This window comes from Bradyrhizobium sp. 87 (assembly GCF_023073015.1).
In the GTDB taxonomy this organism is placed as follows: domain Bacteria; phylum Pseudomonadota; class Alphaproteobacteria; order Rhizobiales; family Xanthobacteraceae; genus Bradyrhizobium; species Bradyrhizobium canariense_D.
Genome location: NZ_JADPIQ010000084.1, coordinates 24865 through 49543, shown reverse-complemented (window position 1 = coordinate 49543; position 24679 = coordinate 24865). Strand labels below are relative to the sequence as shown.

The following is a 24679-nucleotide window of genomic DNA, read 5'->3' as shown; positions in this document are numbered from 1 at the left end:
ATCAATGCGCGTCGGCACTCTTCTGTGATGCACCCGCCGGCACGACGTGAACCACCCGATAGCGGTTCTCCCTCAGATACCGCAGGAAGGCCGGCATGATCGCAGCCGTACGCGCCTTGGGATCGTGGAACAGGATGATACCCTTGCCGGCGGCGGCGAGCCGCTCGGTGACGAGCTTCATTTCCTGCTCCGGCGTCATCTCGTTCCAGTCGCTGGCCCACAGGTCGGCCCCGAACACCACGATGCCGCGGGACTGGAGCAGGTCAAGCTCGGCTGGCGTCGCCTCGAAATAGGGGAAGCGGAAGAACGGGGTCGCGGGCGTCGTTGTCGAGGTGCCGTGCAGAGCCAGCTCGACGGCCGCGATGCCGCGGTCGATTTCGCTCTTCGCTTTGTCGAACGGAATGCGCGCCATGAACGGGTGCGAGAAGGTGTGGTGACCGATGCTGTGGCCCTCGCGCGCGATGCGCTTGACCATGTCAGGGTGTTCGGAGGCGTGCAGGCCGATCAGGAAGAAGGTCGCGCGCACGCATTCCTGCGCCAGTGCCACCAATACCTTCGACGTCGTCGGCGGATGCGGCCCGTCGTCGAAGGTCAGCACGACCTCGTGATCGGCAAGCTCCAGCGTCTGCGGAAAGCTCTTCAGGCCCACGCGCGGCGCGGTCTTGGCGTCGACGCTCAGAATGCGGGAGGTGCCGAGCGCGTCCTTGCGCGGGCACTCGGCGGCTTCACTCGAGGCGATGCCGGTGAGGGCGGCGAGGGCTGCGCCTGCCGACATCGAGGTCCACCTCAGTCGAAGCATCTTTGTCATTGCGCTCAGAGTTGCCTTGTGGGTATTGCCTGAACCGTCAGCTCAGACCACTCGTTCCAACCTGTCGAACGGCGAGGCGCGCCATGGATGAACATCTGGACGGTGCCGCATCTGCCGCGGAATCGGTACTCGACCACGTGCCGATGCGCAATGAAGACGGCGAAATTCGTCACGAATTCGTCGCGGAAATTACCCATGCGATCGAGGCCGGCGACAGCGCCGCGCTGCGCGCCTGCGTTGCCGAGCTGCACGAGGCCGATCTCGGCGATCTCATTGGGGCTCTCGAGCCCGACGATCGGGTCCGCCTGGTTGAGCTGACGGGGCGCGATTTCGACTTCTCCGCGCTGAACGAGCTCGACGAGGGCGTGCGCGAGGAGATCCTCGAGGAACTGCCGCCGCAGACGGTCGCGGAAGGTGTGCGCGAGCTCGAATCCGACGACGCGGTCGAGCTGCTGGAAACGCTCGATCAGGCCGATCAGGAGGAGATCCTCGAGAAGCTGCCGCTCAAGGAGCGCGTCGTGCTCGAGCGCAGCCTGCTTTATCCGGAGAACTCCGCCGGCCGCCGGATGCAGACCGAGTTCATCGCAGTGCCGCAGGATTTCACCGTGGGGCAGGCGATCGACTACATGCGCGAGACGCCGGATCTGCCCGACCGGTTCTACGAGATCTACGTCGTCGACAAGGAGCAGCACTGGCAAGGCGCGGTCTCGCTCGACGTGCTGCTGCGCGCCCGCCGCCCGGTGGCGCTTGCCGAGCTGACCGACGAGGATCGCCGCCGCGTCTCCGTCCTGGAGGACCAGGAGGAGGTGGCGCGCATGTTCGGCAAGTACAATCTCGTCGCAGCCCCGGTGCTCGACACCCAGGACCGCCTCGTCGGCGTCATCACCGTCGACGACGTCGTCGACGTCATCGAGGAAGAGGCGGACGAGGACCTCAAGGCGCTCGGCGGCGTCAACAGCGACGAAGAGCTGTCCGACACCGTGTTCACCATTGCACGCGCGCGGTTCAACTGGCTGCTGGTCAATCTCGCCACCGCCTTTCTGGCGTCGTCCGTGCTCGGCCTGTTCGAGGGGCAGCTCGAGAAGATGGTGGCGCTCGCCGTGCTGGCGCCGATCGTCGCAAGCCAGGGCGGCAATGCCGCGACCCAGACCATGACGGTCGCGGTGCGGGCGCTGGCGACGCGCGAGCTCGGCTCCTCCAATGCCTGGCGCGTGGTGGTGCGCGAGGGCCTGGTCGGCCTCGTCAACGGTCTCGCCTTTGCCGTGATCACGGGCGTCGCTGCGGTGGCCTGGTTCAGGATCCCGGGCCTCGGCCTGGTCATCGGGCTCGCCATCATCGTGAACCTCTTCGCCGGCGCACTCGGAGGCATCCTGATCCCGATGGCGCTCGAACGTGTCAGGGCCGATCCGGCCGTGGCCTCCGGCACGTTCGTGACAACCGTCACTGACGTCGTCGGCTTCTTCTCCTTCCTCGGCATCGCGACGTTGTGGTTCGGGTTGAGGTAGGGCTACACGCACTCTCGTCTCCCCGGCGCGCTGCAACGCCCTTGGCGTTGCTGCGCAACCGGGACCCAGAAGCGGCACAGTATTGCAGCGACATGGGCCCCGGCTCTGCAGCGCACCGCTGAAGAAGCGCTGCGCTGCGTCCGGGGCACGAGACCGTATACGCAGCCATCATCTTTAATCCGAACTTAAGCGAGCTGCCGCATCATCGCCTTGCTTGGGGGAATGAGCATGCGTGTGCGGTTGAAGGCGGACGGACGGATCGTCGAGTTGCGGGATGGGCAGGAGTTTCCGGTCCAGCCGTTTCCAATCCAGCCCGTACCTAACGCAGCGCCGCCCGACACCAGCTCGCTCGCCGTGCGCGATTTGCGCCGCCGTGCCTGCCTGACCCAGATGGAGTTCGCGGCCAAGCTCGGCGTTCCCGTCGAGACCATCCGCAATTGGGAGCAGGGCAAGCGGGCCCCGCGGGGACCCGCCCGCGCGCTGCTCGCTGTGATCGCGCATGCGCCTGACACCGTATTCCAGGCGCTCGCCAAAGCCTGAGCTCGAGGCCTGACCTCAAGGCCTGACGTCAAGGCCTGGCACGAACCTCCCGTTAGCATTGCGCGCAAGATCCGACCCGGCGGCCGGTGTCGCCCGTTGGCAGTGTTGCCAGCCGGGTTCATAATGACGCCTGGATCATGATTTGGGGCGACCGCGACAGAGAGGATTCCTCATGCTGTTCGTCGAGACCAATGGCGCAAGGATACCGGCGATCGGGCTGGGGACCTGGGAGCTGAGCGGGCGCATGTGCACCCGTGTGGTCGAGCCGGCGCTGCGGCTCGGCTATCGCCACATCGATACCGCACAGGTCTACGAGAATGAGCGCGAGGTCGGCGACGGCTTGCGCGCCTCCGGCGTGCGCCGCGACGACATCTTCCTGACGACAAAGGTCTGGACCAATCATTTCGCGCCCCACGATCTCGAGCGCTCGGTCAAGGAGAGCCTGGCGCGCATGCGACTTCCCTCCGTCGATCTCCTGCTGCTGCACTGGCCCAATTCGCACGTGCCGCTGGAGGAGACGCTGGGCGCGCTGTCGCATGCCAAGCGCATGGGCCTGACCCGCCACATCGGCGTTTCCAATTTCACCGTGGCGCTGATCGAGCAGGCGGTGGCGTTGTCGCCGGAGCCGCTGGCCTGCAACCAGGTCGAATACCACCCTTATCTCGACCAGGCGAAGGTGAGGGCGGCCTGCGATCAGCACGGGCTCGCGCTGGTCGCCTACAGCCCGATCGCCAAGGGGCGGATCAAGACCGACCGGACGCTCGCCGAGATCGGGCGTCTGCATCACAAGACGCCGGCGCAGGTCTGCCTGCGCTGGCTGGTGCAACAGAATGTTGCTGCGATCCCGCGCACCTCGCGCGTCGAACGCCTGTCGGAAAACATCGAGATCTTCGATTTCGAGCTTTCGGACGACGAGATGGCCCAGATCGCCGCGCTGGCCAGTCCCAGGGGCCGCCTGACCGATTTCGCCTTCGCGCCAAAATGGGATTGAGAGGGGCCTGCCGTATGCTAGGACCAGCTTGGCAACCTGAAGTCAGGCGATGGAACTGCGGAAGATCATACGGACGGACATTGCAGCGTCGGCGATCGCCCATCTGACGCTGGTCGCGCTGATCATCGTGATCAGCGAAGTCCATCCGTTTCACGCCAGCCCGCCCGAATCGGTTTCCGTCAGCATCGTGACGCCGGAGCAGGTGAAGCAGGAGGAGGCCAAAGCCGAGGAGAAGACCGGGGAAAAACTCAAGGCGAAGCCGCCGGAGCCGACCCCTGACCTGAAACTGCCGAAGTTCGATTTGAACGATAAGGACAAGGCGGCGGCCGCGCCGAAGCCCGAGGCGAAGCAGCAGGCTGCGGCACAGTCCTCGAAGCAGCAGGCCTCGCCTGAACCGCCGCAGCAGAAACAGCCGCAGCCACAGCCTTCACAGACGCCGCAGCAGCGCGAGGCAAATGCGCAGCCGCAACCGCAGCCTCCACAGCCACAGCCTCAGCCATCGCAGTCGCCGCCGCCTCAGGCGACGCCGCAGCCCCCGGCGCCACAGCTACTGCCACAAGCGATGCAGCACCCGGAGGCCGCGCCGCCGCCGTCCTATCAGGCGCCGGAGCCCGACGTCACTGTCAAATACGGCGTCATGCTGGGCCTGCCGCCGGAATTGCCGACGGAGCTGCCGAAAGACGCCTCCAAAGACGATGGCGGCGATGCCAAGGATTCAATCGCGGCGAAGCTGCCGGTCGAAATCATCGCCGAGCTGCGTCGTCATTTGCGAAGCTGCGCCAAGCTGCCGGCTGGGGTCGCGCCGACCGACAACGTCAACATCAAACTGCGCACCGTGCTCGCGACCGACGGCACGCTGGCGCGCGAGCCGATCCTGATCGAAGCCCCGCCGTCCGCAAAGGGCGTCGCGCTCGTGAAGTCCGCCATGAGCGCGCTTCAGGCCTGCCAGCCCTACAAGATGTTGCCGGCCGACAAATACGGGGAATGGAAGGTGATGGACCTGCCGTTCAGCCCGCGGGATTTCGGCGGCTAAACTCTCGCTTGGGCTACGGCCTTGCTTTGTCGCTCTGCTGTCAATCCATCTTCGCAAATATATTCCACTTTGCCGAAATTCGGACACGGCGTATGTGTTGGCCATCCCGGCTCATCCTTGAGGGGCGATCTTGTGGTCGTCATGTTCGCGAGCCGGCTTGCGGTGGACGCGGCAGCGTTCGGGTGCGAGAGGCCAAGGGCAGGGCGGATTGCTCTCTGTGAGCCCAAAGCTTCGTGCCGACGAGCGGCGCTGCAAAGCTTCGTCACGGCGCCGCCTGTCAAACCGCCACAGACGAGACGCCGGCAGCGAATACAACCTCAGCCTGAGTCGGGCGGCGAAATTGAAGCGCAGCCGCCGCGCGTGCACGGCGATTGCCGCGTCGGCGGGAGCATCAAAATGCAAAGATAATCAATGCCACCAGCAAGACGTTGAACATGCCCAACGTGAGTACGGCGATATCGAAAACGCGGATCAAGCTGATCATGGTGTCCTCCGATACACGCCAACCGGGTGCTATGATGCCTCCGCTACGACCGGGTGTCTATGCAGTTTGTGCCTGCTCGGCGACCATCGCCACAATGTCGGCCAACCGCGTTGGGTCCAGAACGCCGTGTGTGGGAGCGCGGGCGCGCTTGGGAAAAGTGGTGAAAATTCCGCCTTCGTCAACTCGCGCGGCATTGTTGACCGATTGAGTTGCAACCATTTGTCTCAAACTTCACTCGCCCTGTGGAGACAGGCGAGACCGTTGAAACTATCGTAGTTACAGTCGGGCATCGTGCTACCGACCAAGGCAGCTCTACCTGGCTGCTGAAGCTACCCTATGCTTGTTCTCTGTCCAACTCTGCTCGCCGCAGTCGCACTTGAGCGACGGATAAGCCGAGATCGCCGCTAATCCTTACAAGTCAGCCGGAGCACACGCTGGGGACACCACCATCTCGACCCAACACCTTGTGCACCGCGCGCTAGTGCCCACGATCTCGCAAGCTGGGTCGGCCGACACAATGTCGCGGCAGCACTTCGGGCACGTATATCCCGCGATGTTTGGCGTGAAGTCATACTCCGGACCAACATAGGCGCAGATCATGTGGTGGAATACTGGAAACAACATCAGCGCGGAGGAGCCGCAAGCCGGGCAACCCGTTTGGTTCGCTTCGATCTGCATGCTGCACCTCGCTCCCTCTCACAGCTCGTCGAGCCCGAATAGTTTCACCAGCATGGAAGCGATGCGCGCGCTGAGTTGTGTGTAGTGCATGTGAACGTCGACGGCCGAGTTCAGCGCCGGGGGATGCGCGCCTGGGCTGAACCGAATTCGCGCGATTTGCGAGGCGGTACGCTCGCGCGCCGCCGATGAGCCCGCTCCGGGGTACACGTCTGACACCGGCAGAATTTCCACGATCTCGCCCAGAATTCGCCGGTTGCCGAACAGGACAAAGACTTCGTTGCCGACTTTCGGGTCGGACAGGCGTTCGTTGGGAACGTACCAGTCGACGAAGACATCGGTGGGGTCGAGAATTTCTGCGATCGGAGTGCCCGCCACCAGTGACTGGCCGGCACGCGCTGGATTGTTCGCGACGATGCCAGCTATGGGTGAAAAGACTCTTCCGTCGGCAAAGCTGCTTTCAACCTTTTCGAGGCAATCAGAAAGTTGCCGGCTGAATTCGTCGAGAGCGGCCAATTGAGTGCTGGCCTCGGCGGCTTCCGCCTCCTGCGAGACCACGGCTTTGTTCGCCAGGGCGCGCTCCCGCGACATGTCAATGCGGTAATTCAGGCTCGCGGCCGATGAGGTTGCGATAAGTTGGACAGCTTCCTCAGCAAGCTGCAGATGTGAGCGCGCCGCGTTGAGAGATTCGCGCGCAACCCGGGCTTTGACACGCAGTTCCGCTTTGCGGCCGGCGATGTCCGCGAGCGAGCGCATATAAGTAGCGACGATTTCATCGTGCTGCGGAGACCGCACCCTTCCGATTTCTTCGCCGGCCTTGACCGATCCACCTCTCACCACGGTGATGCTGTTGATCTGCACGATGTAGGGCAGTGAAACCAAATATCTTGGCGAGGACACGCTGCCCGGGCCGCCGAGATAGAGAATTGGCCTCCCGAAATACACGACAAAGAATGCGAGTATGCCGAATACGATTGTCGCATAGGCGGCGCGGACGGTCCGTCCGGCCGCGCGCCGACGGCTCTCGATAGGATCGGGAATATGCGGATCGAGTCGCGTCAGGGCCACCGTCATTTGGCCAACTCTTTTGTCCGATCTCCGAATAGTGCACAGCGAACGCGCGGTGGCACGAAATCATCGTTCCGCGACGAGGCAAAGATGATTTCCGAAGAGTAGGAAAAGAACCGCGCGCATTTCAGATAGACGCCCTGGTACAAGGGAAAGATCAGCGCCATCTTCCAGCCAAAGTTTCCGACGGATCGGTGGAATAGGGCGAACACGAGTGCCATATTGAAGACCGAGATCCAGAGGAGCAGCAGGTAGAGCGCCGAGAGAAACAACACGGCATCCGGGCCGAACAACAGCACAATGTAAGCCAAGTAGAACGGCAGGCTGAGCGTCGGAACGAGATCGAAGACGATGAAATCCAGCCGTTGGATCGTGTCCGGTAAACGCTCTAGCGGATGGCGAAAACTCAGCTCGCCATACATCATGAAACGGATGCGCAGAGCATCGCGATCCCAGCGTGCGCGCTGGCACAACAGACTGATGCCGCTTGCGGGGCCGGCTGTTTCCGCCCAGGCGTCGGACACGAACCGAATGACATAGCCGAGCCTGCGGAGCCGTAAGGTGTACTCCATATCTTCGCCAGGGCCGACGTCGAGCCCGCCCTGCTGCGTGAAGATATCCCGCCGATACATGGAACAGGCGCCGGACAGACACGCGATCGCATCCACCACGTCGAGGATCGACCGCCCCGCAGTGATCGACATCAGGTATTCGACGCTTTGAAGTCCTGTCCATATCGAATCGCGCTCATTGCTGATCGCGATGTTGCAACTTGCGCCGGCGACGAGCGCATCGCCGAACGCAGCCGCGAGGCGCTCAACCGCGTTCGGTTCGAAGACAGTGTCGGCATCTACGGTCAGAAGAAGATCGCCGCGGGCAAACCGTGCTGCAGCGTTGATGGCAGCGCTGCGGCCGCAGCGGGTCCCACGGCAGATGACCATATCAACCAGCCCCTGCGCTCTCGCCCGCTCCGCGACCGCGCGTGTTTGGTCGGTGGAGCCGTCGTCGACGACGATGATTTCGACAGGTCGCAGGGTTTGCCGGCGCAGCGAGCTGATCGAAGGAGCAAGCCCGGAGCCGCCGTTGAAGGTCGGGATAATCACGCTTACCGTCGCCTCGCAAACCGTCCCACTGGCGCTTCGCCGCTTCGAGCTGAACAGAGCAAGAGACACCAGCGATAAGGTGTAGCGGGGTATGTCGAATATCAGCAGCGAGAAGGCGAGCAGAAACAAACTCGTTCCGGCGAGCACTTCTACCATTTCGGACATGCCGGCCACCTCCGCTGCGAAAGGACCATTCCGAGCATCCGACCAAACAAGGCGCGCAAGGCAATTATCAGATGGGAAAATGAAGACCATCGCGTTGATGGTCGAGTGGTAAATTGCGTAAACATTTGCTTTGTGTGTCTGCGCTATTCACCTCCAGCATCGGCTTGGCCAATTGACGATGGAAGCGTGCTCTCGAGTTTTGATTTTGTTGGCCTGCTGGCATCAGCATTGCGGTTTCATGCTGTTGCCGGGTCGATAAATCCGACAAGGTGACCGGTCCGGCCAACCTTTCAGGCGCAAGACGGCCTCAGTCTGGAGGGCTGAGGCCGGGGGCCGTTGATGTACCGTTGGGGTCGGTACTCTTCTATTTTAATCATGGCGAGACCACTTTGCGGTATTGTCCTGAAGGACAAGCAATCAGCACGTTGTTCCTCTCACACATCTGCGGACCGCCCGACGGGTATGACGGACCGTCGTCCGTGCTACGCACACGCCGTTGATACGTGTCCTACCGACGCCGCAGGCAGCAGCAACTTCCGTAACGAGGCTTTCGGGCTGTGCAATCGGGGCAGGTGTCATCGCCTGAGCCGATACTGCGAAGCAGAAGGCGAATGTGGCAATTCCGAGCGACTTGATCATATCGAGCTCCCTGGAAGCGCCCAACCGCCCGGCCGGCGCGGCGGAGCGATGACGCGACTCTCTCAAGTTGATGCCCGCGTCTGTAAGAGAATTGAGATAGATCAAAGCGACTTTAGGGAGTTCCATGCGGCAATCGCTGCACATAGCAGATCGAGACGCCGGCTTAGGACTATGACCGCAGACTTCCCTGTGCCTCTTGGGACAAGAGGGTGAAGTGGCCAGACTCGGGCAAAATGCGCCGCGAAGGTGCGAAGCTATAGTCGCAATTCAAGATGCGAGCTGGAAAAGTGGCGCTGCCGCCTCATGCTCCGTCATTGCGAGCGCAGCGAAGCAATCCAGTCTGCCGCCGCGGGGGGATTCTGGATTGCTTCGCTGCGCTCGCAATGACGATGTGGAGAGAGGGTGCGCCACATTCGCTCTTGTGGACGCACCGCTACTCAGCGGTGCACTGCAGAGCCGCAACACGAGCGCGTCAGGGACCGCGCCGCGTCTCCTCGCCATTCACCACCTCCGGCGCCATCGCTTCCCACGCGCTCGAGGCGAACTGCCGCCGCCAAGTCACGATCACCACGGTTGCCGTGGTCACGAACAACACCCAGGGGCTGACGAACCAGCCGAGATAGCCGAGTGCGAAGAAGAAGGCGCGCTGGCCGCGGTTGAAATGGCGGCCGGCGGATTCGAACAGGCGCGAGGTGCGGATCACATGAGCTTCGGCCTCCGGCGTGTCACGCTGCGCGGCTGCCGGCATGCCGCCGAACAGGATCGCGACATAGTTGAACAGGCGGTACGACCAGGCGAATTTGAAGAAGGCATAGACGCAGATCAGGACGAGGCCGACGCATTTCAGCTCCCACATCGCCGGCGAGGTACTGAGATCGATCGGCAGCTTGCTCAAGATCGTGATCGCGTCGTTGGTCGCGTGCAGCAGCGCCAGCGCGCCGCCGAGCGCGATCAGGCTGGTGGAGGCGAAGAAGGCGGTGCCGTTCTGCAACGAGGCCATGATCTGCATGTCGACCATGCGCGCGTCGCGGTCGAGTAGCCGGCGCACCCACACCTCGCGGTAGCGGTTCATGCGCGCCGACAGGCTGTCGCGGCCATAGGCCGATTGCTCCAGCGTCAGGGCGTAGACCAGCCATTCGATGATGAAGAAGCCGACGGCTGTGATGTCGACCCAATGCCTGCTCATGTCAGTCTCCCGGAGAGGATCGCAACGCTTGCCACGCATGGCGAGGTGCAGCAACGATTGATTGGCGGCAGGCGATGGCGTTAAAAGCGGCTCGCTTCAAGGCGTATCGAGAAGGACTGATGACATGGCTGCGCTGAAACTCGCAATCGGCAACAAGAATTACTCGTCATGGTCGATGCGGCCCTGGCTCGCGCTCCGCGCCAACGACATTCCGTTCGTGGAGACCCTCATCCCGCTCTACACCGACAATCCCGCGGACAAGGAGCAGATCATCTCGTTCAGCCGCGCCGGCAAGGTGCCGGTGCTGGTCGATGGCGACATCACGGTGTGGGATTCGCTCAGCATCATCGAATACATCGCCGAGCGCTATCCGGAAGTGAAGCTGTGGCCGGACGAGGCCGCCGCGCGCGCCCATGCCCGTTCGGTGTGCGCCGAAATGCATTCCGGCTTCATGGCCCTTCGCAACGAATGCGGCATGAACCTGCACCGTCCGGTGCGCCCCGTGACGCTGTCGGCGGACGCCGAGGCCAATATCGCGCGCGTGCAGGAGATCTGGCGCGAATGTCGGGCCCGGTATGGCGCCAATGGACCGTTCCTGTTCGGGCGCTTCGGCGCAGCGGATGCGATGTATGCCCCGGTCGTGCACCGCTTTCGCACCTACGCGATTGAGGTCACGCCGGAGACCAAGGCCTACATGGACACGATGCTGGCGCTTCCGGCGTTCCAGGAATGGACCCGGGACGCGCTCGCCGAAACGCTTGTCATCGAAAAGTTCGAGAACGTGTAATCTGCGGTGATCGGCCTCGCTCGACGTCGAGCAAGCCGGCGGCGCTCCATGCCAGGATGGTCGGCAGGGAGAGGGACCTCACGGCCCAGGAACCGCCCAAGATGGTGGATCACGCCAGCCCCGACGGCCGTTTGCCCCATACCCCCGGAAGAACCGGTTCCAGCGGTATCGTCGGCTGACGGCATCACTCTGAAATAACTGCAAAATTCGCACGTTTGCCATGTCGCATACTGCTGGCCAAAAACGCTCGTCGCATGCTATACAGCGGCCGGGTTTCCGGCCGGCCGACGCAGTGGGACCATGGGCGTGGCAGGCGTTGTTTGAGTGATGGAGAGGGTGTTGAAGCACAAATTCCCTATTGGCGCGCGCGTATTGTTCACCGCCAGCAATGTCGCACGCCCCGCTGCCAGCGGTTCGTATGAGGTCATCCGCCTCCTGCCGACCGATGGTGACGACTGTCAGTACCGGATCAAGAGCTCGACCGAAGCCTTCGAACGTGTCGCCAAGGAAAGCCAGCTCGCGCTGTCCTGAAGGCCGACGCTATCCGCGCATTGGCGCGTCCCCGGGAATTTGTATTCTGCCGCCGTCAAAAGGCCCGCTTCACCTTCAAAAGGTGGGCCGGGGGCAGTTGCCGACTCTCGGTACTCGCTTTGACCATTCGCTCTCTGCTCGCGTGAGGGGACGTCGCGCATGAACTGGGCATGGGCCTCGTCGCTCGACCAAATTTGGCGCTCGCCGGCCTTTCCAATGTGGATGATGCTGGTGGCTGCCGGCTTCTTCGGGCTGATCCTCCTGGTCACGCTGCTGCGCGCCGAACGATCGGTCGCCAACGGCGCGCTGACCGTCCTTGCGCTGCTCGCCATTGCCATCGCGCTGGCTGCTGTTGTGCGCGTCGATGGACCGGCGGGGCAGACCACGCCGACCGAGGCGCGCGCACAGGCGGCGATGACCGCGAGCCTGCCGGCGTTGTCCTGTCTCGACGATCTCGCCGGCGATGCCGTGGCCATGGGCTGCGAGAAGGCGCTGTTCGGCGCGCCGGACGTGGCCGCTGCGGCCGTCTCCACGACCGCGGCCAGGATCGACCGTCTGACGGCGCTCGGCGATGCCGCGACCGCCGAGAAGAGCCTGACGCCCGACATCAAGGTGCTGCGCAAATCGCTGGAGCGTGATCGCTATGGCTTGGTCGCGCAGGTACTGGTCGTGCGCGACGGCTGCACGCAGTTCGACTGTGCGGCCTTCCGCTCGCTGACCGACCAGCAGCAGGTCGCCGCCAACATGGATTCCCATCTCTACGACACGCTGGTCGCGCGCTACGCCCCGACCTGGAATGCGCCTGCAGCAGCGCAATCGTTGCCGGCCACTGCCGCACTTGCGGGACTGCCGCCGTCGATGCCGACGGGCAAGCCGACCAATGCCGACTTCCCGAGTGCCTCGTCGACGCCGCCGGTCAGCATCATGAATCCCGAGCCGCCGACGCGTCAGGCGGCGCCCACCGCAAACGCGGCGGCTCCGCGCGCCCCCGCAGCGGCCTCGGCGCAGGCCGCAGCTCCCGCCGCGAAGAAGCCGCCTGCGCCGAAGGCTGCGCGGGCGCCGGCGGCAGCACCGGTTCCGCTCACGCCGCCGGCCGCGGCTGCCCCGGCTGCGGATAACGAGTAGATCGGCATTCCAAATGCGTGGCTGTCCGGCTAATGCTGGGGCATGCCACTACATCTGATCAAGCTCGCCGTCGGCTGCGAATCCGTCAAGGAATTGAAGGAGTGGACCGCCGAACGGATCCAGACCGCCAAGAAGAAGGGTCTGCCGCAACATCACATCCACATCACCCGCATGGTGCCCAAGCGCGACGCCGAGATCCTGTCGGGCGGGTCGCTCTATTGGGTGATCAAGGGCGAGGTCGCCGCGCGCGAAAAGATCATCGGCATCGAGCCGTTCCGCGACAAGGACGGCATCGGGCGCTGCCGGATCGTGATGCAGCCGAAGGTGATTCCGGTGTCGCCGCGGCCGATGCGCCCGTTCCAGGGCTGGCGCTATCTCGCCGACGATTCGGTGCCGCCCGATCTCGGCAAGTCCGCCGCCGGCTCGATCGCGGCGATGCCGGAGCCGATGCGGCGCGAACTGCGCGATCTCGGGCTGCTCTAAACCGCGATATTGTCGATCAACCGGGTGGTGCCGAGCTTGGCCGCGACCAGGATGCGCAGCGGTCCGTCGTTGCGCGAGCTGACCTGTGCCAAGGTCGCTGCATGGCGCACTTCGAAATAGTCGAGCTCAAAGCCGGCCGCCGTGATCATCGCGGCACCGCGCGCCATTGCGGGCGCGACCGCTTCGCCGGCGCGAATGCGCCCGGCGCTCTCCTTCATGGCGCGGTATAGCGTGGTCGCGGTCTGCCGCTCCTGTGGCGACAAATAGACGTTGCGCGAGGACATCGCGAGCCCGTCGCGCTCGCGCACGGTGCGGGAGCCGATCACCTTGACGCCGAGCTCGAGGTCGCGGGCCATCTGCGCCACCACCCGCAACTGCTGAAAATCCTTCTCGCCGAAGATCGCGACATCCGGCCGGCACTGGGTGAACAGCTTGCCGACGACGGTGGCGACGCCGCCGAAGAAATGCGGGCGGAAGCGGTCCTCGAGGCCAGCCAGCGCCGGTCCCTCCGGCATGATGCGGGTGGCAAAGCCCTCCGGGTACATGGCCTCGGCGCCGGGATGCCAGACGATATCGACGTCCTCGGCGGCGAGCTTGGCGAGATCGGCCTTCCAGGTTCGCGGATAGGCGCCAAAATCCTCGGTCGGAGCGAACTGGGTCGGGTTGACGAAGATCGACACCACGACGCGGCTCGCGCGCCGCTTGGCCAGGCGCACCAGCGACACATGGCCGTCATGGAGCGCTCCCATGGTCGGGACCAGCGCGATCGTCGCCTTTCGCTTGCGAAGATTGTCGACGGCGCGTCGCAAGGTGGGGACCGTGCGGGCGATCAAGGGGCTGCGTGACATCAGAACTCGACGGGATTGGGAATCGACGGGCGCGTTCCGGCGCCCGGCAGGCTAACCTTAACAAGCGGCGACCATGGACGCCATGCATCCGGATGCGGCACAGCATCCCGCGCAAAGCCGCGCAAGCGTCGCGGCATTGTGGGCTGGATCACAGACGCGAAGCGGCGCCGCGATTCATGATGAAGGTCAGCGCGCCGCGATTTGTCTTGCCTGTCACGCATTTCACTTGACCGCAGACGCGGCCAACTCGAAGATATTCGTTAGGGGTGTTGAGGATCGCGATGCTTGTGCAAGCTAGCCAAGGCCAGTCCGGCTCGGCGCATGTGGTCGTGCTCGGCAACGAGAAAGGCGGCTCCGGCAAGTCGACCACCGCCCTGCACATCGCAGTCGCGCTTCTCAAAGCCGGCCAGCGCGTCGCCACCATCGACCTCGACTGCCGTCAGCAGAGCTTTACTCACTACATCAACAACCGTTCCGCCTGGGCGCGCCGAACCAAGCTCGACCTCGAACTGCCGTTGCATCGCTGCATCAAGCTTGGCGAAACGATGCAGGTTGCCGAGAACGAGAATTCGGAGTTCCTTCAGTTCATGGAGGCGGTCTCGGCGGTCGAGAGCAGCTTCGACTTCATCGTCATCGATACGCCCGGCACCGACAGCTACCTGATGCGGCTTGCGCACTCGATGGCCGACACGCTGGTGACCCCGATCAATGACAGCTTCCTCGATTTCGATGTGCTCGGCACTGTCGATCCCGCCAATTACGCGGTGACAGGCGAGAGCCACTACGCCGAGATGGTGCGGGATGTCAGGCGCAAGCGCCGCCAGCTCGACGGTGCGACCACCGACTGGATCGTGGTGCGCAACCGCCTGTCGATGCTCGGCTCCCGCAACAAGCAGCTCGTTGCCGATGGGTTGAAGGATTTGTCGCTGCGGCTCGGCTTCCGCTACGTCGACGGCTTCGCCGAACGGGTCGTCTATCGCGAGTTCTTCCCGCGCGGTCTGACCGCGCTGGACGAGATCGACGAGGCCACGCTCGGCATGCGGCCAAATCTCGGCCATCTCACCGCACGGGAGGAGGTGACGAGCCTGCTCCGCCAGCTCAAGCTTCCGCTCGACGAGCGCGGACGTCGCCGCGCGGCCAATCGCGCCGAGTGGTTCAACCAGGTCGACAAGCCGCTCGAGGTCCACGACATCCTCGGCGCTTGAGGCGGCGGTACATCGCTACTTCCAGTCGATCAAGAGGCCGGTCTCCCCCGGGGAACCGAGCCCGCGCTCAACCGTTTTCACCCCGTGTTTACTGCAAAACGGAACCCGATCGAGACAGGTTGCGTCGGATGGTGACGTGCACCCTGACGTAGCCGTGTGAGAGCGAGATGCCCAAGAAACGTGTGCGCCGCACAATGAAAGGGCTGCCGGTTCACAATATTTGGCCTTCCTGTCACGCGGCTGTGACATATATTAGGGAATAGGCGACCAGGGGCCGAAGAGCTCCGGAAGAACACGATTTTCAACAGGGATTCAGGCCGCAAGAGCCTGAGGCTGAGGACGAAAATGAAGCGTGGAATTGCCGTTCTGGTTTCGGTCAGTGCCCTCTGTGGCGTCGCCTATTTCACGGCGAGCAAGTGGGCAATCAGGCACGAGACCATCACCTTCTACGATGCCTCGCGCGACAACCGTGCGGTGCCCGTCGATATCGCGATCCGTCGTGACAAGGAAATGCAGGCCAATGCCGGCATGATCACGATGCCGGTCGCCGTGATCAACCACGGCAACACCGTCAAGAACACCGAGTACGGCTTCCTCGCCAACATTTTCGCCGCGCGCGGCTACCTCGTCGTCAGCCCGCAGCATGATTTGCCGACCGATCCACCGATGGTGACCAAGCCGGGCGAGATCTATGTCGGCCGGCTGCCGCAGATCCTGCGCGGCGTCGCCAACATCCATCTCGCCATGCAGGAGATGAAGAAGGTTCAGCCCAACGCCGACTACGAAAAGGTGACGATGGTCGGCCACTCCATGGGCGGCGACATCACGATGTATTTCGCCAAGCAGTATCCGGATGAGGTCAAGAAGGTCGTCACACTCGACAATCTTCGCGTGCCCTTCGTCACCGCCGGGAAGTTCAAGATCCTGTCGTTCCGCTCCACCGATCCGCAGTTCAAGGCCGATGCGGGTGTGATCCCGACCGACGAAGAATGCGAGAAGGCCGGCATCCAGGTCGTGAAGACCGAATTCCAGCACAACGACATGCGCGACACCGGTCCGGATGCTGCCAAGAACTCGATCCAGGGCATGCTCGACAAGTTCCTGAGCGCGACCGACAGTGAAGTGGCGCCGGTCGACACGCAATCGTCCCCACCCAAGATTCTCGAGCCCGGGCCGGTCGCTTTGATGGCGCCCGCCAAGAGCTGACGCCTTCCTCGTCGTCGATACCAATTTCAAAGCCTCCGCCGGCTGCCGCCTGCGGGGGCTTTGCGCATTGACCGGGCTGCATGTGCTGACCACATTAGCCGCTCACGCAAGGGTCAAGGAAATGTCCGGCGAACCCATCAAACCGCGCGGCCGCGATGCCGTCTCGGCGCAACCAGGCGACGCTGTGCCGCAGGCGGGGACCTCGACCTCGGAGGACATCGCCGCCTTCGTCGCCAACGCGCGCGCGCTGTCACCGCATGCGCCCGGTGCAAAAGGGCGGCTGATCTTCGCGCTGGATGCGACGATGAGCCGGCAGCCGACCTGGGACATGGCTTGCGCGCTTCAGGCCGACATGTTCCGTGAGACCGCCGCGCTCGGCAGTCTCGACATCCGGCTCGTCTACTATCGCGGCTTCGACGAGTGCCGCGCCACGGGATGGATCTCCGACAGCGCCAGGCTGGCGGCGCTGATGAGCAAGATCGATTGCCGTGGCGGCGACACCCAGATCGGCAAGGTGCTGAGCGAGGCGCGGCGCGAGGCCGTCGCATCCGGCGTGCGCGCCGTCGTCTTCGTCGGCGACGCCATGGAGGAGAACGTCGACCAGCTCTGCGCCAAGGCAGGCGAGCTCGGCATGCTCAAAGTGCCTGTGTTCGTCTTTCAGGAAGGCCATGACGCGGTGGCCGAGAAGGCCTTTCGCGAGATCGCGCGCCTGACCGGCGGCGCTTGGTGCCGGTTCGATCCGGGCGCGGCGGCGCAGTTGCGCGAGCTGTTGCGCGCAGCCGCCGCCTACGCGGCCGGCGGACGCGAGGCGCTGTTGCAATTGGCGAAGACCGCCAGTGGCGCGGCCAGGCTGATCGGCCAGATGAAGTAGCGCTGGCGCAAGGACACGATGCTTTTTGGCGGTAGGCCGACTATATTCCGGCCATGACCCTGATCGCCGGCGCTATCGCCATTATCACCCTTTATTTGCTGCTCCAGATGTTCCGTTCGGCCAATCCGGCCGTGCTGGCACGCGCGATCAGGTTCGGTGGCGGCGTGGTGGCGCTGGCTGTCGCAGCGTTCACGGGCTTGAAGGGCGAACTGGTGGTGGCGATCCCGCTCGGGATATTCGGCGCCGGGCTCTTGGGCTGGACACCGATGGCAAACGCCGGCTTCGGCAATATCGGCGGGCTGTTCGGCGGGGGCGCGACGCGCCCGGCCGGTCAGGCCTCGCGCGTGCGCTCGCAATTCCTGGATATGCGGCTCGATCACGATTCCGGCCAGCTCGGAGGCCAGATCGTCGCCGGGCCTCACGCCGGGCGCGATCTCGATGAGTTTGATCTCGCGGCCCTGCTGGCAATGGTCCCGGCGTTCGACGCCGAGAGCGTGGCCCTACTTGAAAGCTATCTGGACCGCCGGTTTCCCGCTTGGCGTCAGAACGCGCAGGGCGACGCGGCAGGGGGGCAGCGCCGCACGGTGGCGAGCGGTAAAATGACGACGGAGGAGGCCTATCAGATCCTTGGCCTGCAGCCGGGGGCGGGGCGTGACGACATCAGCCGGGCTCACAAGTCCCTGATGAAGAAACTGCATCCCGACCAGGGGGGCTCGACGTATCTCGCTGCCCGTGTAAACGAGGCCAAGGATACTCTGCTTCGCACGCATAACGGCTAACTCCGGCACCACGCTACAAACGCTCGTCCCGCGTGAGCTCTGCTTGCTCTGTTTGCCGTCGCCCCGATGCCCGCCATTGTCGGCGTGGTCGATCCCTTGCGTAAAGTTTTAACCGTAAATCCTTGACGAGAGGTTGTCGTGGAACAGCCTCGTCGGTCACCGCATCCCGAAAATGAAAATGCCCGCGCAAGGCGCGGGCATTTTCATTGGAGCGGTGCGAAAGTTCAGTTGCGGACGGTCATGCAGGAGATCTCGGCGCGCTTCAGGGTGCGGCAGACGGCTTCGGCCTGGTCCCGGTCGAGCCCGGCGAAGCGGGCGCGGTAGAGCTTGCGATTATCTTTCGCGACGACCGGCTCGGTGAACGGATCGGCCTTGCTGAGCAGGCCGCGAGCCGAGCTGCGCGCCGCGTCGATGCGCTGCTGGGCTTCGTTCTCGCTCTCGAGCGCGCCGACCTGAACGATCCAGCCGCTGTGGGTAGCAACCGGCTTCGTGGTGGCGCTCATCTGGATCGGCTGCAGCGCCGGGTCGGCTGATGCGAGCTTCGCAGCAGCCGGGGCGGGTGCGGCGGCGGTGGCGGCCGGCAAGACGCCGAGGGTGCCGTTGCCGGTGCCGAAGCCCGCCGGCTGCCGCGGCAGCTCGGCACGGGTGATCTCGGCCCTCGGAGCTTCCGGTTGGCTGGCCTCGGGCTTGTTGATGAGGTCTGCGCGGGCGACGACGGCACCGGAGGTTTCGGCGACTTCGGAGCGGGATGCGATCGTGCTCGTGACCTGCGGTGCGATCTGAGCCGGGGCGGCGGAGGCGACCTTCACCGCGCCGGCCTTGACCTGGACGGTCTTGACCCGGACCGGCTTCATCGGTTCGGACGAACCGGGGATGATCGAGAGCGGCTGGCTCGAGATCACGCCATTGGTGAGCGGCGCAGGCTCGATCTTGGATTCTATCGGCCGAACTTCAGGCCTATTGGCTTCAGATCTGGGCTGAGCCGACGGCACCGCGGCAGCCGCAGCCGCAAGCGTCGAAAGGCGCGCGGCGAGACGCGACGGGGCTGCTTCGGGAGGAGGGGCAGCCGACGCCTGGACCTGCGGAGCGGAACGGGCCGGGGTGTCCGATGTATCGGCGACTTCGGCAGCGGCGTCGGAGCCGTTGCGTTCGGTGACCGCGGCGACGGTGTGGGCGGTCGCGGCCTTATCGAGGTTCTCCGCGAGCAGGTTACGCATGATGGCGTCGCGCGAGCCGCCGCTACGGCCGCCCAGCACCACGCCGATCAGGTGGCGGTTGCCGCGGCGCATCGAGGTCACGAGATTGAAGCCGGAGGCGCGAGTATAGCCGGTCTTGATGCCGTCCACGCCCTCGACATTCCCGAGCAGATGATTGTGGTTCCGGATCGACTGTCCGCGCCAGTTGAACGTCGAGGTCGCGAAATAGCGATAGTAGCGCGGGAAGCGCTCCTGGATGGCGCGGCCGAGCGTGGCCTGGTCGCGCGCGGTCGTGACCTGCTCGTCGTTGGGAAGACCGTTGGCGTTCCGGTAAACCGTCCTGGACATGCCGAGCGAACGCGCCTTGCGCGTCATCATCTGGGCGAAGTCGTCCTCGTCGCCGCCAATTGCTTCCGCGATCACAACGGCTGCGTCGTTGGCGGAGCGGGTGACGAGACCTTTGATCGCGTCCTCGACGCGAATGGTCTGGCCGGCACGCAGGTTCAGCTTGGTGGGATCCTGATCGGCGGCGTGCTGCGACACCGGCATCTCGGTGTCGAGCTTCATCTTCCCGGACTCGAGGCGCTCGAACAGCAGATAGAGCGTCATGATCTTGGTCAGCGAGGCCGGATGGCGGATCCCGTCGGGACTCGTGGCCTGAAGCACGGAGCCGGAGTTGCCGTCGACGATGATCGACGCGAATTTCGGGCTGGAACTCTCGGACACATCGCGCTGCACGCGGTGTTGCGCGTAGTGACGCCGGTGGCGCCGCGCCTCGGCAGCATCGGTGGTGAAGATGACTGCACTCGTGACCGCAAGAAGCCCAAAAACGCCAACCCGCGCCAAGCGCGAGGAAGACAAGTTTTTACGAAGCATGAAACCCCGTCCCCGTTTGTGACTTGATCACCGGCTCGTGAGGCGAAATTGTGCCCAAGGGACCCGGGATCATTACCTGCTCAGGCTGTCCTCCGCAGATGTTCGCCGCGGGGGACGTTGGACCTGAGCCGCTGTTCTGGCTAAGGTGATGTTCTCCAACGGCTTTTGGCCGCTTGTGGAAGTTGAACACGTCCAGGGAATCAAGGTAGGGGGCCGCGGTTTCCAAAAGCTTAAGGAACCATTGCGGGAAACCCCGGGAATCTTGGCAAATTTTGTGCGACGCACAAAATTCTTGACTTTTTTGTGCGTTGCACTAATCGTGAGCAGAGTCAGGGAGCCGGGGCTTCCGACAGGCTAGGGAAAAGGATTCCGAATGTTCAAGGTTGAAGACTTTCAGGGCTACGGGAAAGAGCACTTCGAGCAGTACGTCGCCTCCGCGACGTCGATGCAGCACGGCCTTCAGGCGATCGCCAGCGCTTATGGCGACTACACCAAGAAGTCGTTCGAAGACACCAAGTCCTTCGTCGAGAAGCTTTCCGGCGTGAAGTCGCTGGACAAGGCCGTCGAAGCGCAGACCGAATTCGCCCGTTCCGCCTACGAGTCCTTCGTCGCGGAATCGCAGAAGATCGCCGGCCTTTACAGCGACCTCGCCAAGCAGGCGTTCAAGCCGGTCGAGACCATCGTGTCGAAGTTCACCCCGGCCGCCAGCTAACGTTTCCTGACGTCCTGGAATCAAAGGCCCGGCTGCAGTAGCCGGGCTTTTTTTGTTTGTCTCGAAGTGTAGGTCTCAGCGCGCCATCGCAGCTTCCACAGCGTGCCGGTTTCCTTGAACATCGAGACGTCTGATCTGCCTTCGTCATCAGATAGAACTTGTCGGTGCGGCTCGCGCAATACTGCAGCACGCGGGAGGTCGGGTCGCTCCGGTGTTCACCTGCACCGTATGGATCCTGATGTTCGCCGCCTTGGCGTTATCGCACAGCTTCTTCTGCCGCGCGTCGATCTGCGAGGCGTGACGATCCCCGGAAATCTGTGCCTTTGCCCGTTTTCGCGTCACGCCATTGAGGGTAAATTGGTCCGTAGATAACCGGAGATAGCCCGCGCGAAACCGCCGCAGCCGCGTTGCTGGCCGGGTTCCTGGTGAACATCTTCTAAACCGGCGGGGCGGAAGCTTTTGTCAAATCAGTCCGGATTGATTAACCTTGGTGAGGATCGCCCGGACCGGGAATCGGGACCGCCATGGCCGCATCGGCCGAACTGCCGCACGCTTGCGGCGAGCCGGGGGCAGGCCCATATTCGGTGAGGCCGATCCGGTTTGGACCGGACCGGCTGGAAGCGGCGATCCAAAAAGGCGGTGCGCCTGTGCGAAGCTCCGAAGGCCGGGGCTGCGCGGCGAACCGTCATACGCTTCCGTGGGGAATTTGAACGCCTGAGCCATGCCGCAACTGTCTTCCAGACCAGATCCCTCCGCGGCCGCCGCCGCCCACGCTGCCCTGATGAGCAACGACGAGAACCGTTCCGGCGGTCCTTCCGCGCCAAACACGTCCGTCATCACCAAGGTCAAGCCGAAGACCAAACGGCCGAACCTGTACCGTGTGCTGATCCTGAACGACGATTACACGCCGATGGAATTCGTCGTTCATGTGCTGGAGAAATTCTTCCAGAAGGACGCCGAGGCCGCAACCAAGATCATGCTGCACGTTCATCATCACGGGATCGGGGAGTGCGGCGTGTTCACCTACGAGATCGCCGAGACCAAGGTGACGCAGGTGATGGATTTCGCGCGCAAGCACCAGCATCCGCTGCAATGCGTGATGGAAAAGAAGTAAGACACGTTACGGCGCATTCGAAGCCGGTTCTTGTGCATGTCGCAGTGTGATTGCCGCGTGATGTCTGCGCGCGATGTTCGTTGCAGAGGGCAAAACTACGGAATTTCGGACCGGTGCTGATCGTGCCCAAACCGGAACGGGTTTTGCATCAAAAAATACCGTAGCTGTGCAGCCGCCTGAGTCGCGGAACCGGTCTTTCGCCGCGATCTTGTATAACTATATGTGACAAAGGTTGTTGTTGCCTGACCGGGCGATGGCGATCATGATGGTGGGGGCCATAGAGGACGCGAATGCCGACTTTTTCCCAAAGCCTTGAACAATCCCTGCATCGTGCACTGGCGATCGCAAACGAGCGTCATCACCAATACGCGACGCTCGAGCATCTTTTGCTCTCCCTGATCGACGACTCCGATGCAGCCGCCGTCATGCGCGCCTGTAGCGTCGACCTCGACAAGCTCCGTACGAGCCTCGTCAATTATCTTGAGACCGAATTCGAGAACCTGGTGACGGACGGCGCCGATGACGCCAAGCCGACCGCAGGCTTCCAGCGCGTGATCCAGCGCGCGGTGATCCACGTGCAGTCGTCCGGTCGCGAAGAGGTGACCGGCGCCAACGTGCTGATCGCGATCTTTGCCGAGCGCGAGAGTCATGCCGCGTATTTCCTGCAGGAGCAGGACATGACGCGCTACGACGCCGTCAATTATATCAGCCACGGCATTGCCAAGCGGCCGGGCGTCTCCGAGGCGCGGCCGGTGCGCGGTGTCGACGAGGAGACCGAGACCAAGGGCAGCGAGGACGCCAAGAAGAAGGGCGAGGCGCTCGAGACCTATTGCGTCAACCTCAACAAGAAGGCGCGCGACGGCAAGATCGATCCGGTGATCGGACGCAATTCCGAGATCAACCGCGCGATCCAGGTGCTGTGTCGCCGGCAGAAGAACAATCCGCTGTTCGTGGGCGAGGCCGGCGTCGGCAAGACCGCGATCGCGGAGGGCCTGGCCAAGCGCATCGTCGACAGCGAGGTGCCGGAGGTGCTGGCGGCTGCGACCGTGTTCTCGCTCGACATGGGCACGCTGCTCGCCGGTACGCGCTATCGCGGCGACTTCGAGGAACGCCTGAAGCAGGTGCTGAAAGAGCTCGAGGCGCATCCCAACGCCATCCTGTTCATCGACGAGATCCACACCGTGATCGGTGCGGGCGCGACCTCGGGCGGTGCGATGGATGCCTCGAATCTGCTCAAGCCCGCGCTGGCTTCCGGCACCATCCGCTGCATGGGCTCGACCACCTACAAGGAATACCGCCAGCACTTCGAGAAGGACCGCGCGCTGGTGCGGCGCTTCCAGAAGATCGACGTCAACGAGCCGACGGTCGAGGACGCGATCGCGATCCTCAAGGGCCTCAAGCCGTACTTCGAAGACTACCATCGGCTGAAATACACCAATGAGGCGATCGAGGCTGCGGTGCAGCTCTCTTCGCGCTACATCCACGACCGCAAGCTGCCGGACAAGGCGATCGACGTGATCGACGAATCCGGCGCGGCGCAGATGCTGGTCGCCGAGAACAAGCGCAAGAAGACCATCGGCATCAAGGAGATCGAGACCACGATCGCCTCGATGGCGCGGATCCCGCCGAAGAGCGTGTCGAAGGACGATGCCGAGGTGCTCAAGCATCTTGAGCAGACCCTGAAGCGCACGGTGTTCGGTCAGGACAAGGCGATCGAGTCGCTCGCCGCTTCGATCAAGCTGGCGCGTGCCGGCCTGCGCGAGCCGGAGAAGCCGATCGGCTGCTATCTGTTCTCGGGTCCGACCGGCGTCGGCAAGACCGAGGTCGCGAAACAGCTCGCGGCGTCGCTCGGCGTCGAGCTGTTGCGCTTCGACATGTCCGAATACATGGAGCGGCACACCGTGTCGCGCCTGATCGGCGCGCCTCCCGGCTATGTCGGTTTCGATCAGGGCGGCCTGCTCACCGACGGTGTCGACCAGCATCCGCATTGCGTGGTGCTGCTCGACGAGATCGAGAAGGCGCATCCCGATCTCTACAACGTGCTGCTCCAGATCATGGATCACGGCCGGCTCACCGACCACAACGGCAAGCAGGTCAACTTCCGCAACGTGATCCTGATCATGACCACGAACGCGGGCGCGTCCGATCTCGCCAAGCAGGCGTTCGGCTTCACGCGCTCGAAGCGGGAAGGCGACGACCACGAGGCGATCAACCGGCAGTTCGCGCCGGAATTCCGCAACCGTCTCGATGCCGTCGTGTCGTTCGGCCATCTCAGCGTTGAGGTGATCGGTACGGTGGTCGAGAAGTTCGTGCTTCAGCTCGAAGCGCAACTCGGCGATCGCGATGTCACCATCGAGCTGTCCGATCCCGCCAAGACCTGGCTGGTGAAGCATGGTTACGACGAGCAGATGGGCGCACGTCCCATGGCTCGCGTGATCCAGGAGCACATCAAGAAGCCGCTGGCCGACGAGGTGCTGTTCGGCAAGCTCAAGGGTGGCGGCCATGTCCGCGTCGTTCTGGTCAAGGACGAGGCCGACGAGACCAAGGACAAGATCGGCTTCGAGTTCGTCGAGGGTCCGGTCACGCCGAAGCAGGAGAAGCTCCCGGGTGCCCGCAAGCGCCCGCCGGGCAAGTCCAAGCCCGGTGGCCCCGGCGGCTCGAAGGGGCCGACCAAGAGCCCGCTGGTCAAGGCTTGATCTGCGCGCGATGAATTGAAAAGGCCGGCTGAGAAGCCGGCCTTTCTCGTTGG

21 protein-coding genes are annotated in these 24679 nt (G+C 63.6%); 15 read left to right on the top strand and 6 right to left on the bottom strand.

Features of this window, described 5'->3' with window-relative positions:
* Position 1 precedes the first annotated feature (1 nt).
* A complete protein-coding gene (locus IVB50_RS19875) occupies positions 2-775 on the bottom strand; it encodes a polysaccharide deacetylase family protein (protein ID WP_162496377.1) in 774 nt (257 codons plus the stop codon).
* Between the two features lie 116 nt (positions 776-891).
* Between IVB50_RS19875 and mgtE the strand changes: the two genes are divergently transcribed.
* The 4 genes from mgtE (at position 892) to IVB50_RS19855 (ending at position 4877) form a co-directional block, all read left to right on the top strand.
* Entirely contained in the window at positions 892-2313 is a 1422-nt protein-coding gene (gene mgtE, locus IVB50_RS19870) for a magnesium transporter (protein WP_018455198.1), read from the top strand.
* Between the two features lie 222 nt (positions 2314-2535).
* Positions 2536-2853, top strand: coding sequence for a helix-turn-helix domain-containing protein (locus tag IVB50_RS19865; RefSeq protein ID WP_018455197.1), 318 nt, complete (start codon positions 2536-2538; stop codon positions 2851-2853).
* A 172-nt stretch (positions 2854-3025) separates the two neighbouring features.
* A complete protein-coding gene (locus IVB50_RS19860; RefSeq protein WP_247297038.1) occupies positions 3026-3844 on the top strand; it encodes an aldo/keto reductase in 819 nt (272 codons plus the stop codon).
* 49 nt (positions 3845-3893) lie between these two features.
* Positions 3894-4877 carry a hypothetical protein gene (locus IVB50_RS19855; protein ID WP_018455195.1) on the top strand — a complete coding sequence of 328 codons (984 nt, stop codon included), beginning with the start codon at positions 3894-3896 and terminating at the stop codon, positions 4875-4877.
* Between the two features lie 1180 nt (positions 4878-6057).
* On the opposite strand, the gene IVB50_RS19850 is transcribed toward IVB50_RS19855, so the two are convergent.
* The 3 genes from IVB50_RS19850 to IVB50_RS19840 form a co-directional block, all read right to left on the bottom strand.
* Positions 6058-7110, bottom strand: coding sequence for an HlyD family secretion protein (locus tag IVB50_RS19850; protein ID WP_018455193.1), 1053 nt, complete (start codon positions 7108-7110; stop codon positions 6058-6060).
* Positions 7107-8372 carry a glycosyltransferase gene (locus IVB50_RS19845; RefSeq protein WP_247297037.1) on the bottom strand — a complete coding sequence of 422 codons (1266 nt, stop codon included), beginning with the start codon at positions 8370-8372 and terminating at the stop codon, positions 7107-7109. Before IVB50_RS19845 ends, IVB50_RS19850 begins: the two co-directional genes overlap by 4 nt.
* Before the next feature lie 1111 nt (positions 8373-9483).
* A complete protein-coding gene (locus tag IVB50_RS19840; RefSeq protein ID WP_018455192.1) occupies positions 9484-10197 on the bottom strand; it encodes a DUF599 domain-containing protein in 714 nt (237 codons plus the stop codon).
* 124 nt (positions 10198-10321) lie between these two features.
* Between IVB50_RS19840 and IVB50_RS19835 the strand changes: the two genes are divergently transcribed.
* From IVB50_RS19835 to IVB50_RS19820, 4 genes are all read left to right on the top strand, one after another.
* Complete coding sequence (locus IVB50_RS19835) at positions 10322-10984, top strand: glutathione S-transferase family protein (RefSeq protein ID WP_018455191.1); 663 nt, start codon at positions 10322-10324, stop codon at positions 10982-10984.
* Positions 10985-11311: 327 nt separating this feature from the next.
* Entirely contained in the window at positions 11312-11515 is a 204-nt protein-coding gene (locus IVB50_RS19830; RefSeq protein ID WP_007611353.1) for a hypothetical protein, read from the top strand.
* Between the two features lie 159 nt (positions 11516-11674).
* Complete coding sequence (locus tag IVB50_RS19825) at positions 11675-12640, top strand: hypothetical protein (RefSeq protein WP_247297036.1); 966 nt, start codon at positions 11675-11677, stop codon at positions 12638-12640.
* 42 nt (positions 12641-12682) lie between these two features.
* Positions 12683-13123 (top strand): DUF1489 domain-containing protein, encoded by a 441-nt coding sequence (locus tag IVB50_RS19820; RefSeq protein ID WP_085395609.1) that lies wholly within the window; start codon positions 12683-12685, stop codon positions 13121-13123.
* Here IVB50_RS19820 and panC read toward each other — a convergent pair.
* The gene (panC, locus tag IVB50_RS19815; RefSeq protein WP_085395610.1) at positions 13120-13971 is read right to left on the bottom strand and encodes a pantoate--beta-alanine ligase; all 852 of its coding nucleotides are present in this window, start codon (positions 13969-13971) and stop codon (positions 13120-13122) included. The two genes, IVB50_RS19820 and panC, sit on opposite strands and share 4 nt — an antisense overlap.
* Before the next feature lie 281 nt (positions 13972-14252).
* Here panC and IVB50_RS19810 point away from each other — a divergent pair, with 281 nt between their 5' ends.
* The 4 genes from IVB50_RS19810 (at position 14253) to IVB50_RS19795 (ending at position 18032) form a co-directional block, all read left to right on the top strand.
* Positions 14253-15176: a division plane positioning ATPase MipZ gene (locus IVB50_RS19810; RefSeq protein ID WP_018455186.1), complete on the top strand. Its 924-nt coding sequence runs from the start codon at positions 14253-14255 to the stop codon at positions 15174-15176.
* 345 nt (positions 15177-15521) lie between these two features.
* A complete protein-coding gene (locus tag IVB50_RS19805; protein ID WP_007603233.1) occupies positions 15522-16382 on the top strand; it encodes an alpha/beta fold hydrolase in 861 nt (286 codons plus the stop codon).
* A 121-nt stretch (positions 16383-16503) separates the two neighbouring features.
* Entirely contained in the window at positions 16504-17253 is a 750-nt protein-coding gene (locus tag IVB50_RS19800) for a hypothetical protein (protein ID WP_018455185.1), read from the top strand.
* Between the two features lie 53 nt (positions 17254-17306).
* Complete coding sequence (locus IVB50_RS19795; protein WP_018455184.1) at positions 17307-18032, top strand: DnaJ domain-containing protein; 726 nt, start codon at positions 17307-17309, stop codon at positions 18030-18032.
* Positions 18033-18256: 224 nt separating this feature from the next.
* Here IVB50_RS19795 and IVB50_RS19790 read toward each other — a convergent pair whose 3' ends face one another.
* Complete coding sequence (locus IVB50_RS19790; RefSeq protein WP_247297035.1) at positions 18257-20104, bottom strand: D-alanyl-D-alanine carboxypeptidase; 1848 nt, start codon at positions 20102-20104, stop codon at positions 18257-18259.
* Positions 20105-20477: 373 nt separating this feature from the next.
* On the opposite strand from IVB50_RS19790, the gene IVB50_RS19785 reads away from it, so the two are divergent.
* The 3 genes from IVB50_RS19785 to clpA all read left to right on the top strand — a co-directional run bounded on the left by IVB50_RS19785 (position 20478) and on the right by clpA (position 24626).
* Positions 20478-20816: a phasin family protein gene (locus tag IVB50_RS19785; protein ID WP_007603238.1), complete on the top strand. Its 339-nt coding sequence runs from the start codon at positions 20478-20480 to the stop codon at positions 20814-20816.
* A 781-nt stretch (positions 20817-21597) separates the two neighbouring features.
* The gene (clpS, locus tag IVB50_RS19780; RefSeq protein ID WP_018455182.1) at positions 21598-21930 is read left to right on the top strand and encodes an ATP-dependent Clp protease adapter ClpS; all 333 of its coding nucleotides are present in this window, start codon (positions 21598-21600) and stop codon (positions 21928-21930) included.
* A gap of 290 nt (positions 21931-22220) precedes the next feature.
* Positions 22221-24626 carry an ATP-dependent Clp protease ATP-binding subunit ClpA gene (gene clpA / locus IVB50_RS19775; RefSeq protein WP_018455181.1) on the top strand — a complete coding sequence of 802 codons (2406 nt, stop codon included), beginning with the start codon at positions 22221-22223 and terminating at the stop codon, positions 24624-24626.
* Positions 24627-24679: the final 53 nt, after the last annotated feature.

Bases quoted from the DNA above. Each gene is read 5' to 3' on its own strand.
- IVB50_RS19850 (WP_018455193.1), bottom strand. From the start codon at position 7,110: ATGACGGTGGCCCTGACGCGACTCGATCCGCATATTCCCGATCCTATC.
- IVB50_RS19830 (WP_007611353.1), top strand. From the start codon at position 11,312: ATGGAGAGGGTGTTGAAGCACAAATTCCCTATTGGCGCGCGCGTATTG.
- IVB50_RS19810 (WP_018455186.1), top strand. From the start codon at position 14,253: ATGCTTGTGCAAGCTAGCCAAGGCCAGTCCGGCTCGGCGCATGTGGTC.
- panC (WP_085395610.1), bottom strand. From the start codon at position 13,971: ATGTCACGCAGCCCCTTGATCGCCCGCACGGTCCCCACCTTGCGACGC.
- IVB50_RS19795 (WP_018455184.1), top strand. From the start codon at position 17,307: ATGACCCTGATCGCCGGCGCTATCGCCATTATCACCCTTTATTTGCTG.
- IVB50_RS19860 (WP_247297038.1), top strand. From the start codon at position 3,026: ATGCTGTTCGTCGAGACCAATGGCGCAAGGATACCGGCGATCGGGCTG.
- clpA (WP_018455181.1), top strand. From the start codon at position 22,221: ATGCCGACTTTTTCCCAAAGCCTTGAACAATCCCTGCATCGTGCACTG.
- IVB50_RS19800 (WP_018455185.1), top strand. From the start codon at position 16,504: ATGTCCGGCGAACCCATCAAACCGCGCGGCCGCGATGCCGTCTCGGCG.
- clpS (WP_018455182.1), top strand. From the start codon at position 21,598: ATGAGCAACGACGAGAACCGTTCCGGCGGTCCTTCCGCGCCAAACACG.
- IVB50_RS19805 (WP_007603233.1), top strand. From the start codon at position 15,522: ATGAAGCGTGGAATTGCCGTTCTGGTTTCGGTCAGTGCCCTCTGTGGC.
- IVB50_RS19785 (WP_007603238.1), top strand. From the start codon at position 20,478: ATGTTCAAGGTTGAAGACTTTCAGGGCTACGGGAAAGAGCACTTCGAG.
- IVB50_RS19845 (WP_247297037.1), bottom strand. From the start codon at position 8,372: ATGTCCGAAATGGTAGAAGTGCTCGCCGGAACGAGTTTGTTTCTGCTC.
- IVB50_RS19835 (WP_018455191.1), top strand. From the start codon at position 10,322: ATGGCTGCGCTGAAACTCGCAATCGGCAACAAGAATTACTCGTCATGG.
- IVB50_RS19865 (WP_018455197.1), top strand. From the start codon at position 2,536: ATGAGCATGCGTGTGCGGTTGAAGGCGGACGGACGGATCGTCGAGTTG.
- IVB50_RS19855 (WP_018455195.1), top strand. From the start codon at position 3,894: ATGGAACTGCGGAAGATCATACGGACGGACATTGCAGCGTCGGCGATC.
- IVB50_RS19790 (WP_247297035.1), bottom strand. From the start codon at position 20,104: ATGCTTCGTAAAAACTTGTCTTCCTCGCGCTTGGCGCGGGTTGGCGTT.
- mgtE (WP_018455198.1), top strand. From the start codon at position 892: ATGGATGAACATCTGGACGGTGCCGCATCTGCCGCGGAATCGGTACTC.
- IVB50_RS19840 (WP_018455192.1), bottom strand. From the start codon at position 10,197: ATGAGCAGGCATTGGGTCGACATCACAGCCGTCGGCTTCTTCATCATC.
- IVB50_RS19825 (WP_247297036.1), top strand. From the start codon at position 11,675: ATGAACTGGGCATGGGCCTCGTCGCTCGACCAAATTTGGCGCTCGCCG.
- IVB50_RS19820 (WP_085395609.1), top strand. From the start codon at position 12,683: ATGCCACTACATCTGATCAAGCTCGCCGTCGGCTGCGAATCCGTCAAG.
- IVB50_RS19875 (WP_162496377.1), bottom strand. From the start codon at position 775: ATGTCGGCAGGCGCAGCCCTCGCCGCCCTCACCGGCATCGCCTCGAGT.